Origin of the sequence: Holospora undulata HU1, assembly GCF_000388175.3 — a bacterium.
GTDB classification, from domain to species: domain Bacteria; phylum Pseudomonadota; class Alphaproteobacteria; order Holosporales; family Holosporaceae; genus Holospora; species Holospora undulata_A.
This window is the reverse complement of record NZ_ARPM03000128.1, coordinates 1-12021: the sequence shown is the minus strand read 5'-3', so window position 1 is coordinate 12021 and position 12021 is coordinate 1. Positions and strand designations below refer to the sequence as shown.

At 36.4% G+C, this 12021-nt stretch carries 13 protein-coding genes, 2 tRNA genes and 1 pseudogene; 7 read left to right on the top strand and 9 right to left on the bottom strand.

The annotated features are described in order from the left end of the window. Nucleotides 1-262 precede the first annotated feature (262 nt). A tRNA-Lys gene (locus K737_RS03215) sits at nucleotides 263-334 on the top strand. A 121-nt stretch (nucleotides 335-455) separates the two neighbouring features. Here K737_RS03215 and K737_RS03210 read toward each other — a convergent pair. Together K737_RS03210 and K737_RS03205 are read right to left on the bottom strand one after the other, a co-directional pair. Then, entirely contained in the window at nucleotides 456-1532 is a 1077-nt protein-coding gene (locus K737_RS03210; protein ID WP_024161415.1) for a hypothetical protein, read from the bottom strand. Nucleotides 1533-2251: 719 nt separating this feature from the next. Next, nucleotides 2252-2842 (bottom strand): OmpA family protein, encoded by a 591-nt coding sequence (locus K737_RS03205; protein ID WP_006294047.1) that lies wholly within the window; start codon nucleotides 2840-2842, stop codon nucleotides 2252-2254. A 358-nt stretch (nucleotides 2843-3200) separates the two neighbouring features. On the opposite strand from K737_RS03205, the gene rpsM reads away from it, so the two are divergent. Genes rpsM through dnaJ form a run of 5 tightly spaced genes read left to right on the top strand, consistent with a single transcriptional unit; the run spans nucleotide 3201 to nucleotide 6548 of the window. Then, nucleotides 3201-3569, top strand: a complete 369-nt coding sequence (gene rpsM / locus K737_RS03200) for a 30S ribosomal protein S13 (protein ID WP_006294046.1) — start codon at nucleotides 3201-3203, stop codon at nucleotides 3567-3569. A 19-nt stretch (nucleotides 3570-3588) separates the two neighbouring features. Further along, on the top strand, nucleotides 3589-3972 hold the full coding sequence (gene rpsK / locus K737_RS03195) for a 30S ribosomal protein S11 (RefSeq protein WP_006294045.1): 384 nt from the start codon (nucleotides 3589-3591) through the stop codon (nucleotides 3970-3972). Between the two features lie 24 nt (nucleotides 3973-3996). Next, a complete protein-coding gene (locus K737_RS03190; RefSeq protein WP_006294043.1) occupies nucleotides 3997-5034 on the top strand; it encodes a DNA-directed RNA polymerase subunit alpha in 1038 nt (345 codons plus the stop codon). Then, nucleotides 5024-5383: a 50S ribosomal protein L17 gene (gene rplQ / locus K737_RS03185; RefSeq protein WP_006294041.1), complete on the top strand. Its 360-nt coding sequence runs from the start codon at nucleotides 5024-5026 to the stop codon at nucleotides 5381-5383. The genes K737_RS03190 and rplQ overlap by 11 nt, the downstream gene beginning before the upstream one ends. Before the next feature lie 40 nt (nucleotides 5384-5423). Continuing rightward, nucleotides 5424-6548: a molecular chaperone DnaJ gene (dnaJ, locus tag K737_RS03180; protein WP_006294034.1), complete on the top strand. Its 1125-nt coding sequence runs from the start codon at nucleotides 5424-5426 to the stop codon at nucleotides 6546-6548. A 16-nt stretch (nucleotides 6549-6564) separates the two neighbouring features. Here dnaJ and K737_RS03175 read toward each other — a convergent pair whose 3' ends face one another. From K737_RS03175 to K737_RS03145, 7 genes are all read right to left on the bottom strand, one after another. Then, nucleotides 6565-7758, bottom strand: coding sequence for a phosphoheptose isomerase family protein (locus tag K737_RS03175; RefSeq protein ID WP_006294032.1), 1194 nt, complete (start codon nucleotides 7756-7758; stop codon nucleotides 6565-6567). Between the two features lie 18 nt (nucleotides 7759-7776). Then, nucleotides 7777-8022 carry a hypothetical protein gene (locus tag K737_RS03170; protein ID WP_161630425.1) on the bottom strand — a complete coding sequence of 82 codons (246 nt, stop codon included), beginning with the start codon at nucleotides 8020-8022 and terminating at the stop codon, nucleotides 7777-7779. Between the two features lie 50 nt (nucleotides 8023-8072). Next, a complete protein-coding gene (lspA, locus tag K737_RS03165; protein ID WP_161630424.1) occupies nucleotides 8073-8549 on the bottom strand; it encodes a signal peptidase II in 477 nt (158 codons plus the stop codon). A 156-nt stretch (nucleotides 8550-8705) separates the two neighbouring features. After that, nucleotides 8706-9371, bottom strand: coding sequence for a glutathione S-transferase family protein (locus K737_RS03160; protein ID WP_006294026.1), 666 nt, complete (start codon nucleotides 9369-9371; stop codon nucleotides 8706-8708). Next, nucleotides 9368-10132 carry an ABC transporter ATP-binding protein gene (locus K737_RS03155; protein ID WP_006294024.1) on the bottom strand — a complete coding sequence of 255 codons (765 nt, stop codon included), beginning with the start codon at nucleotides 10130-10132 and terminating at the stop codon, nucleotides 9368-9370. Before K737_RS03155 ends, K737_RS03160 begins: the two co-directional genes overlap by 4 nt. Next, entirely contained in the window at nucleotides 10125-11366 is a 1242-nt protein-coding gene (locus K737_RS03150; protein ID WP_006294022.1) for a lipoprotein-releasing ABC transporter permease subunit, read from the bottom strand. The genes K737_RS03155 and K737_RS03150 overlap by 8 nt, the downstream gene beginning before the upstream one ends. Nucleotides 11367-11388: 22 nt before the next feature. Beyond that, a tRNA-Ala gene (locus tag K737_RS03145) sits at nucleotides 11389-11461 on the bottom strand. 294 nt (nucleotides 11462-11755) lie between these two features. Between K737_RS03145 and K737_RS11975 the strand changes: the two are divergent. Further along, nucleotides 11756-11992 (top strand): annotated as a pseudogene (locus K737_RS11975) (transposase); the annotation flags it as partial. Nucleotides 11993-12021: the final 29 nt, after the last annotated feature.

The following is a 12021-nucleotide window of genomic DNA, read 5'->3' as shown; positions in this document are numbered from 1 at the left end:
AGAGCGTATATCTCAAGGATGGGCCATACTTCCAAAGCGTTGGATCGTCGAAAGAACATAGGATAGCTAAATCCTTTTCGAAGGGTATCTAAAGATTATGAAATTGCCATAGCGACTGCTAAAAACATAAGTATGATAGCCCATTCCATGATCCTATTAAAAGGATAGCTAAATCATGAATACAAGGTTCTTAAGATTCTTATTGAGAGCAGAGCGAAGGCTAGACATCGTGAAGGAACTATGATAGAATTCTTCACGATGAGGGCGCTTAGCTCAGCGGTAGAGCGTCTGGCTCTTAACCAGTCGGTCGTAGGTTCGATCCCTACAGCGCTCACTTTTTTTATATTTTAATTTAAATTAATGACTAAGGCCTTGGTTTATGCTTTTAAATCTGGTCTTTTTTTTACACTTGCATCCGTATAAAAGTCAAATTTTTTTAATAAAAATATTGATTTTTAGATCTTTGTCTTAGGGTTAAAGACATCTCCTTCTTCGTGAACCATCCCCATATCTTTTGGAAAAAGGTCTTGTGCATTCATTTGAGGATAGTTATCAGCTTTCTTAATAAGGGTATCTGAATAGGGTTCTTTCTTATTTTTATTATCATTGGGAACAAAAACTTTAGGTGGATTGTTTGAAGGGAGTTTAATGGTGGCAAAGAGATTATTGTTAGGAATCGAAGATTTAGATTGATTGTTTGGACTCAAATTCTGAGTCATTAAAACATTATTTCCTGCTTTTCCGCTATTTTTTGGAAATAAGAAAATATTTGGAGTACTCTTTTTGGAAGGATCAAAATTTGGGGTGAATTTAGGAGCCGTAATTAAATTTTTGTTCCCAAATCGATTTTGGCCAGATGGATTTTTTTCCCAATTTTTCTTCCTTTCTGAAATTTCTTGTTCTTTGTTTTGTATTGTATCGCTTAAAGTTTCAATATTTTTAATTAATTTTTTTATATGCTCAGAAGAATTAGAATACGCAGAATCTATTTTTCCTTTAATTTCTTCAGTATAAGACAAGAATTTGTTTACAATTAAAAGGTATTCCTGTTCTATATACAAAGACAAATCGTTATTTGGAATATTGGAATTTATTTTCAATACAGATTCCTGTTCAATCTGATGCATTTTCGTTTTTTTAAGATCGGTAAGATCCAGATTTTCTGTTTCTGAGGAGTCTATAATCTTTGTAACGGTATTCAATAGCTCTTCCTTAAATTCTTTCTTTGCTTTTTCTTCCAAAAACTCAGAAAGATCACCAGTGTGGAGATTTCTTGCAAGTTCAGAAAGGTTAATTATATACGATTTTAATTCTAAAGCTTTAAGAGTTGTATTGTACGCTTCTTTTTTTAATTTTAACACTTGCTCATCTTTCAAGGATTTGTCAAAAGAAAAAGTGGGAAGCGGGATATCGCTTTTAGGAGTGTTAAAAAGAGAAGAAACCACTTCTTGTAATGATTTTTTATAATGTTCGTTTCCAGCATACGCGCAAGCACTTAACAAACTTAAATATAAATAAAATTTTTTCATCATGATTGTTATCGTTAATATAATACCAATTAATTTTAAAACAAAAGAGTTTTTTTTTTGTAAATATTATTTAGATTTTTTTATAATAAATTGATTGTTTGATCAAATTAAGAGTATGATTTTGCTGTACTAGGGGCCATATAAAAGAATATAAAAATGATACAGCTATCGAAACTTATGAACGTTCTAGACAACGAACAGCAGCGGTAAGATTAAATTTTGCTGTTTAAACGTTTGTGTCCATTTCTATTGAATCTGGAATGTTTTATCTATCTGCATTTTTTCATATCAGACATCCCCGAAGAATCGGTGTTTGCTCCTCATTAATCTGCCCCTCTCTCCTAAAAAGTCGTTTTCTTCGTGTTTCTAACGATCTATTTTCTGATCGGAACGTATTGATACTAAATTTAAAAAAAAATTAAAAAAAATTCTTATCCTAAGAAACGTGTGAGGGAGTAAATTTTCACTACTTCAAGAAAAGTGTTATTAAGCAAAAAATATTGCTATATTTTTCAATACTTAATACCTCTAAAGCGCAAATATGCACCACAACAAAAATCTGTTTTCTTCAGTTATGTATTACTAATACGCTACCTTAGCTTTACACAAGGTGCTTTAAAATTTTCTAAAAACTAGAAGAGGAAAATTAAGATTTTCCTCTAATCATCAAAATATAATATTAGTTAAATGCTCTTTTAAATCCCTTATAAGGAGCCTGAATACTAATCTTCACTCTCGTTAGCTGCATCTTCAGGGGTTTCACCAGGAGCTGCTTCAATCTTTGGGGGGATCATAGCATCAGAGCCAACAGGAGAAGGCGCAGAAGGGGCAATGCCACCTTCTGAATCAGAAAGTACAAATATACTCGTCCTGTTCAAAGCATGACATTGCTCACTATTTCCCGCCATAAGAGGGCGTTCTTTTCCTACACTGTACACGCCACAAATGGAGCTTGAAGGTAACCCTTGACTTTTCAAAGCCTTACTTAATGCGTTAGCACGACGTTGTCCTAGGGCAAAGTTGTACTCGGAAGATCCGCGAATGTCACAATGTCCTACGATAGATCCTTTTTTGTTGTATTTGCACAAAAATTCTTTCATAGCAGGAACTTTTTGCTCTTCGTCCAAAATTTTGGACTTATCGAAATCAAAGAATACTTGATCTTTTTTACAATTCTTAAAATCCGCAACTGATCCTTCTATATTGCAAGATCCTTTATCTTGGTAAACAACTTCTGCAGTCTGGGGGGTTTCATCACTACAAGCAGCCAGTAAGGCGCCTAGTGCGAACACACCTAAAAGTCTTAAGTTCATAACATCCTCTTTTCTGTCTACGTTTAGAACCTAACCTAAAAGTTCTTAAAAAAACTTCTAATTTCAAACGGTTCCTCGCGTTTAAACCATCTACGGATTCATCGTACAATGCTTTATTACCAAAAAAAAGAGGGGGGGCAGAATTTTTTGATTTTTAAAGGAAAAAACGTCTTGTTTTTAACCTAAATTAGTCAATTTTAGTCAATTTTTATTGTAAGTGGGGGATTGATGGGGCCCCTGAGTAGAAAATTTTTTATATTTTTGATATAAGTCTTGCGCACCTTAGAAAATATTTAGACCGTTGACTTTTTTTTGGATATATTTATAATAAAGGCCAGTAAGTAGTAGCGGTTAAAATATGGCACGTATTTCAGGTGTAAACATACCAGAAAAAAAAAATTTACTTTCTGGGTTGATATGTATTCATGGGATTGGCAGATTTAAGGCTCTTGAGGTGTGTCGCTCTTTGGGGTTAGATTATCATGCAAGAGTTTCTGAGTTGTCTGAAAAAGATATTGTTCGTATCAGAGAAATGATCGATAAAGAGTATGTAGTGGAAGGAGAGCTTCGTAACAACAATTTGATGAGCAAGAAGCGATTGATGGATTTGGGGTGCTATCGTGGGTTGCGTCACCGTAAAAATCTTCCAGCTCGTGGTCAACGCACGCATACCAATGCTAGGACACGTCGTGGTCGAGCAGTGGCGATTGCAGGTAAAAAGAAATAAGGGAGGAAGGTAAATAACAATGGTTTCCAATAAAAAAGTGAAAGTAAAGAGAAAGAATATTGTTTCTGGTATAGCACACGTTTATTCTACATTCAATAATATAATGATTACTATTACAGATATGCAAGGTGCTACTATTGCTTGGTCTTCTGCAGGAGTTGTGGGATATTCGGGATCTAAGCAGTCCACTCCTTTTGCAGCTCAGATGGCAGCTGAAGACGTAGCAAAAAAAGTTCAGCTGCATGGTGTTAAGAGGTTGGATGTATCTTTATGTGGGATAGGATCGGGACGAGAAGCCGCCGTGCGGGGACTTAGCAGTGCAGGGCTTGAGATTTGTTCTATTCGAGATGATACACGGTTACCTCACAATGGGTGCAAGCCTTCAAAGCGTCGTCGCATATAACTTAGTAGTAGAGGTGTTGTTTAGATGGTAGAAGCAGAAAAACGATGGAATGAACTGATTGAGCCTTACAAAAAGGTTTTTCAGAGGGATGAGGATGCGCGGTGTGTGCGTTCGATTTTGGTAGAGCCGCTGGCTAAAGGGTTCGGAGTTACGATTGGAAGTGCTATGCGTCGCGTTCTTCTTTCTTCTCTTTCTGGATGGGCCATTACGCGAATCAAATTTCGAAGTACGGATATGGAGTTTTCTAGCGTTCCGGGAATGATGCAGGATGTGACTGATTTTGTTCTGAATTTAAAGTCTTTAAATCTAAAAGGGTATTTCGATCAAAAGAAGACTTTTTCTTTTTATGCTAAAGGGCCTTGTGTAGTGACCGCAGGGATGCTGGCTCAAGAAGAAGCTCTAGAGGTGAACAATCCAGAGTTTGTTCTGGGGGTTTTGACTCAAGGTGGTGAGCTTGATTTTGAATTCACTGTTGAAAAGGGGAGAGGGTATGTAAGTTCAGAGCGCTTTCCTAGAAAAAATGAGCCAGAGATTTTTCTTGATGCCTGGTTTAGTCCTGTTCGCAAAGTTTCTTTTCAGGTAGAAAATGCTCGTGTTGGTCAAAATACGGATTACGAAAAGCTTATTCTTCGTGTGGAAACTAACGGTTCTGTTACTCCTGATGAAGCAGTTAGCGAAGCGGCAGACATTTTAAGAACTCAGTTTGGTGTGTTTAGTCTTGCTCCTTCTTCTGATGAGTCTGTTCAGAAAAGCGGAGATGTACAGCCTGTCGAGGATGTTGAGCATAAAGAACATTTTCCTGTGGATTTTTATAAGCCTGTTTCTGAGTTGGATCTGTCTATTCGTTGTTTAAATTGTTTGAAGTTAGAAAATGTAACCTATGTAGGGGATCTTGTGCGTTTAAAAGAGCAAGATTTAATGAAGACACCAAATTTTGGTCGTAAATCCTTTCAAGATATTCAAAGAATTTTGGCCAGTATGGGCTTAACGTTGGGAATGAATGTCCCAAATTGGCCTCCTAAGAAAGTTCAAAAGGAAGAGGAGAAGAACGATGCGTCATAATGTAGCACATAAAAAGTTTAATCGTACAACTAATCAAAGAAAGGCTCTTTTAATAGGATTATGTAATCAAATCATTCAAAAGGGAAGGATTATAACAACGTTGCCAAAGGCTAAGGCTGTTCGTCCGATGGTGGAGCGTCTGGTTACCTACGGAAGAAATGAAGTTTCACTTCATCGTTTTAGAGTGTTGATGGCGACGTTACGGTCGAAGTCTTCTTGTGAAAAAATCGTTTCTCAGTGGGGCCCCAAGTACAAAGAACGTCCCGGTGGATATCTTCGAATTATTAAGGCGGGATTTCGGAAGGGGGATGCTGCTCCTATGGCGTTGATTGAATTTGTGGAAGCTTAGTGGTATCTTAAAGATAGTTTGTTAATAAGGAAATCAGACCATGGCAGATTATTATAAAGTTCTTGGTGTTCCATCCAACGCGTCTCTTCAGGATATAAAAAAAGCCTACAGAAAGCTTGCTTTAAAATATCACCCCGATCAGCATCAGAATAGTTCTAGCGCGGAAAAGCAGAAGGCAGAAAAAATATTTAAAGAAGCAACAGAAGCTTATGAAGTGTTGGGTGACGAAAAAAAAAGAAGGATGTACGATCAGATGGGGCCAGATGCCTTTCGTCAAAATTCTTCAGGCGGAGGAGGCTTTGAGGGGTTTTCAGAAGCAGGGTTTGATTTTTCTTCTATTTTTGAGGATTTTTTTTCGAATTTCGGATCTTCAGGGCAGCAGTCTGCTGTTTCTAAGGGACGTGATGTTCTTATAAAAATTTCTGTTACATTAGAGGAAGCGTTTAAGGGAATTAATAAAACTGTTGAGTTTTCTACTATCGTGCGATGCGATTCTTGTTCAGGAACTGGGGGAGAAAAAGGGGCGAAGGTTACGCAGTGTACTGCGTGTAATGGAAGAGGAGAGGTAGGAATTTCTCAGGGATTTTTTATGGTTAGACAGACCTGCAAGCGTTGTCAAGGAACGGGGACTTATATTGCAGCTTTGTGTAAGAAGTGTAGAGGGTCTGGGTGTATGAGAGATCGCCGCGCGTTGGAGTTTCATGTTCCTGCGGGGATAGAGCATGAAAACCAAATTCGTCTTCCTGGTGAGGGAGAGGTAGGAGAACGGGGAGGGCCTTGCGGAGATGCAATTATACAAGTTAATATTCAGTCGCATTCTTTGTTCCGAAGAAAAGGGGCTAATTTGTTTATGAATTATCCTCTTTCTATTTCTCAGGCTGCTTTGGGGTGTACGGTTCAAATTCCTACTATCGAAGGTGAGAGAATTTCTGTTACTTTTAAAGAAGGAACTCAATTTAAAGAAAAGACGGTAGTTCATAATAAAGGGATGGCCTATCCTTCCGGGAGAGGAGATTTAGTTATTGAGGCAGACGTTTATGTTCCGTTAAAATTAACACAAAAGCAACGAGAGCTTTTACAAAGTTTTTCGGAAGAAGAAGAAAATAAGCCTCCTGAAACTACTGGATTTTTTGCAAAGCTTAAGAACTTTTTTAAAACTTTGTAAAAGTCTGAAATTTTTCTTACGATGAGTTCGGAAAAGCTCTTTCTGTTTCCATTAAGGATAGTAGAGTGGTTTCTAGTAAAAAATGAGCAACCAGTGCCCCTAATATTTCTTCGCTGAGTTGCTTGATGTAAAATATCCGTACTGCATGTGTGTTTTTAGCCAATGCCTTGCAAGTTGTTTTAAATTCTTGGTCAAGAAGTTGTTTTAGGTGGATTTTTGCATGTTTTAAATCTTCATTAGGGAAATAGTTAGGAAAAAAAACGTCTGTGATATTTTTTTTTTCCCAGAAAGTTGTTGTGAATCCAAGATAAAATGGGGGAGGGTGAAGAATGTGCTTTGGAAAAGACGGAGAATAGTTCTGGGCTAAAGTATCTTTCCACATCCATTGGATCCATTGAGCTAAAGGTTCAAAATTTCGTGTGTTGTTCCATATCCAATGAGATAAATTTGGATATTGTTGTTTTAATGTTGTATATAAGGCGGCTCCTTCTAGAGGGGATTTTAGAATATGATGAAAATATTGTTGGCAAGTTTTTTTTGCTCCTCCCACAAAAAGATTAAAATGAAATCCTATCATGTTTCCGATGCTAAGGCTAATTTCATTAAAGCATGAGCTTCCTTTTGGGGTGAAGACTGAATAGTGCTGAATATTGAGTCTAAAGCTTTCTACAATAGGATAAATGTAGGGAAATTCAGTTCCTTTTGGGGCCCAAACCATGATGTGCTTTTGTACACTACAATCCGCACTCTTTAAGAATTCTAGACATCTTAATAAAACAAGATAAGGAAATAAATCGCTAGGATTAGAGCATATGACAACAAATCCTGTTTGCTCTAGATCTAGTGTTCCTATCATTTCCCAGAATAATTCTGGGTCTGGATGAGAAATAAAATGAACCTCAGGAAATGATTTGTGGTGCTTTCCTATAAAGTTTTGAACCCAATCTACAATGCATTGGGTTCCTGCAAGGTCTTCTAATCTTCCTGCCACTAAAATAGTTCTAAATTCTTTAAAATGTTCTGCATCGTCTTCTAAATTATGGGAATTAGACCACAGGTACGAAAAACAGGAAAATTTTTTACTGTGTATGATAGGAGTTTGTAATGTTTGAACTGCTTTTGCATAATTTCTGAGAAACAAAGACCAATCTAGTATATCTGAATCCAGTACAAGTCGCATATCTTGTCGAAAAAGTGGATTGTTTCTCATGAAACGTCTGTATGTACGCTATTTTTTCAAAAAAGGCTGTACATGTTCCATTAGGGATTGTTCTGCTTTATCCGAAGAGAATTTTTTTTCTTCTTTTGCCCTATCTTTACTCGAAGTAGAAATTTTTTCAGGAACCGGATGATCAGAAGGCATATCTTGAAATCCTGGAGGAATTTCTAACCCTTTGAGAAGTTGAACAGACCAGGCGTCGGGAGCAGTTTTTTTTAGTCCCGTAGCTTCTTGTAAATTTTGACACTGTGTCAAAATAAGAACACTCAATAAAGCGCTCGCTCTATTGAAAAAAATTTTATATGTTAACGATTCCATTTACAATAATCTCTTAGCAATATCATAAAACCTACACTAATTAGCATATCAGCAACATTGAATACAGGGAAGTTAAAATTTTTCCAGTGTATACTTAAAAAATCAAACACTGCACCTAAAAAGAATCTGTCAATTATATTTCCACAAGCGCCAGAAATAATTAATGCTATAGCCCACTGTGACGAAAGACGTTTTTCATTTGCAAACATACGCAAAAACATAACAACTAACCCCATGGATAACCCCAAAATACCCCACTGAAAGGTCTTTCCCGTTTTGGAAAGAAACCCCCAACTGATACCGGTATTGTAGGTTTCCACAATGCTAAAGACCGAACAAATACGAATGCGTTTTACTGTTGAAACAATCCCTTTTACATAGTGCTTAGTTGCTTGATCTACTACCATTCCTGCTGAAACAACTCCAAAAAGCCACATATACTTTCTTAGAATGACATTGTTCATAAAAAAAAGATTTTTGTACATAGTACATGAATTATATTGAAAAGTCGATATCAAAATCTAATATTGTTTGAATAATTTTTAAATTACTTATATTGTCAAAAATTTTAATTCTGTATATTTTTAAATACTTACACAAAAATAATCAATGACTCTGGGTTAAAAATCTAATTGACTATAGTGCAAGGCTGGCTCTACTCCTGAAAGAATTTGATTTAGAAATGGACGAAAGGCAGGGCGAGATTTAATTTTGCAATACCATTCTTTTGCAGAAGGGAATAGCTTCCAATGAATATCCCCTATGTAATCAATACAGGAAAGGTGAGCAGCTCCTGTAATATCTGCCCAAGAAAAATACTTTCCTGCAAGAAAATGATGAGTTTCTGTAAGTTGCTCAACTTGCTCCATATGTTCTTGTAACAAAGCATATCCGCTTTTTAATATGCGCGTGTCTGGAGCTTTATGATGCAGTTGACATTTCAAAATTTTCTCATAAAATAATTTCCAAAAAACATCTTGATAAAAAATTTTGTCAAACCAAGATACCAATCTTCTTACCTCTATGCGGTAAGCGTTGCCTTCCCCCATGAGTACTGGGTTAGGGTAGGCATCTTCTAAATATTCGCTGCTAACGTAATGATTAACGCACACTAGGTGTTGGTCTACTAAAACAGGAAGCTCCCCCCAGGGATTTAAACTTAAAAGTCGGGAAGAAGGTTTTCCAACAGTTTCCCATTGGTGTTCAAAATCTAACTTTTTTTCTTTTAATCCAAAGGCAATTTTTCTTGAAAAAGGGCAAAACGCACTGTGATATAAAATCCTCAAGATTGTCCTGCTCCTTTTTTTACGGTTTTTATAGAAAAAGGAACAGATTCCGTTGAGACTGATTTTTCCTGAGGTACGGGGATCAATAATCCTGATTCCAGTGTATAAACCCGGTGAAAGTTTTTAAGGCTTTCCACATTATGCGTTGCCATAAACAAAGCAATATTGTGATGCTGTGCTACATGGTGAAATAACTGAATAATCATTCTTGCAGATTCAACGTCTAGATTCCCTGTAGGCTCATCTGCTAGTAAAACACTAGGTTTGTTGGAAAGCGCTCGGGCAATGGCAACGCGTTGCTGCTCTCCCCCTGAAAGTTCGCTGGGTTTGTGATGAAGGCGCTCTGAAAGCCCAACGTATTCTAGCAATGTTGTTGCGTAACTTCTGGCTTGCTTTAAAGATTTTCCATTCAACCTCTGGGGTAGGATCACATTTTCCAAAGCAGTAAACTCTGGAAGAAGACAATGAGATTGAAATACAAACCCTATATGAGAACGCCGCAGATAAGATTTTTGTTGATGATTTAAGAATCTTGTATCAACAAATCCTTTCTGGTTCCTTAAAAAAACTCTTCCCTTTTGGGGGGGCATTAACAACCCTAAAATACTTAATAATGTAGATTTCCCCGATCCAGAACGTCCTAATAACCCGACACACTCCCCCGAAGATAGAAACAACGTTACTTTTTCAAGAATTGGTAAAGAATGATACGCGTAATGAAGGTCTTCTACCCGCATTACAAAATTTTGATGGTTATTCATAGCGCAATCCTTCTATTGGATTTAAACGAGATGCTTTTCTGGCTGGATACCAAGTGGCCAGCACACTAAGAATAATTGCTAGCGCACAAACTAAAAGTGCTTGATCTAAATTCACTTTACTTGGCAAGTGAGCCAAAAAATAAATCTCTTCTCTAAACAATTTATATCCGGAAATACTTTCCAAAAAAAGACGAATACGGTCTAGGCGATAAGATAAAAGCAACCCTATTCCTGTACCAACCAGAGCTCCAAAAACTCCTATAAACGACCCTACGTAAAAAAAAATTCTTAAAATAAAAGAGCGATTAGCGCCTAATGCTTGCAAAATAGCGATGTCTTTTGTTTTATCTTTGACCAACATCATTAAACAAGAAATGATATTAAAAGCGGCAACCAATACAATTAGCATAAGAATAAGAAACATAATATTTTTCTGTACTTCAAGTGTGGAAAAAAATTTTTCATTCACGTGTTGCCAATCGTGGATGTAGAAAAAAGGAAATTTTTCCCTAATCGCAGCTTTAATGTTTTCCATATCATCTGGGTCTTCTACAAAAATTTCTAAAGCAGATACAGAATCCTCTAAGGAAAATAATTTTTGACTTGCTTTTAAAGAAATAAAAGAAAAATTTTGATCGTATTCGTACATTCCGCTTTTAAAGATTGCTGCCAGCTTAAAAAACTTTGTTTTAGGAAATGATCCAAAGGCTGTCAAATTCATTTGAGGCGTCGTTAGTTTCAATTTATCCCCAACATGTACATTTAATTTACGAGCAAGACCGCTTCCGATCATAATTTGATTTTCTTCTTTGGAAAATGTTTGAACATCTCCTTCTATCAAATTATCAGAAATCAAGGGACGTTTTTTTAGTACCTCTGGTGTTACCCCTTGAACCAAAGCTCCACATGCTTCCTTTTCTGAAGTAATAAGGATCTGTTTTTGAACTAAAGGGGCTGTGTATTTTATTCCCGAAATTTTTTCAACTTTAGTTTGAACGTCAAAAACTTGATTTAACTTCTCTCCTTCTGAAAGAAGTAAATGACCGTTAAACCCGATAACTCTTGAAACGAGCTCCTCTCTAAACCCGTTCATAACAGACATGACCAAAATTAATGTTGCTACTCCCAAAACAATTCCTAAGAAGGAAAAACTTGCGATAATTGCAATAAATCGTTCTTTTCTGGAAGCCCACAGATAACGCCAAGCAATAAACCACTCTGGAGATCTTAACATATCTTCTATCCAAATTTCACTGTGGAGCTGAGGGGATTCGAACCCCTGACCTCGTCATTGCGAACGACGCGCTCTACCAACTGAGCTACAACCCCGAACCTGAAGACAGCATACCGTATTTTGTTAAAATAGAAAAGATCCCTTAGAAATAATTTATATGATCAATAAATGAAGGTATGCAATGTTGTGGGGGTAATTTTACATTTATAAATATTAAATTACCGAATATTTAATTTTTTATTTATATTAATACAACACAAATAAGAATAGAAGTTTAAAACTTATATTACTGAAAATCTAAATTTAAAATCTGAATGAGGAAAAATTTTATTTAGAACCTGTATTCATGAATAAAAAAGTGTGATATAAAAGGCTTGGAGGAGTAGAAGATGAATTATCCAAGCGATTTAAAAGAAAGAGAGTGGGAAGTGATAAAACATCATTTTGATAGCGGCAATAGAAGCAAATACAACAAAAAAGAGCTTGTTAATGCAGTGTTTTATATAATCAAGAGCGGTTGTCAATGGCGCATGCTACCAAAAGATTTTCCACCATATTCGACGGTACATTCGTTTTATAGACGATGTAGGATTAAGGGGGTATGGGAAAAAGTGATGCATGAACTTTGTTAAGACAAGCCGAATTAAGTATGAAA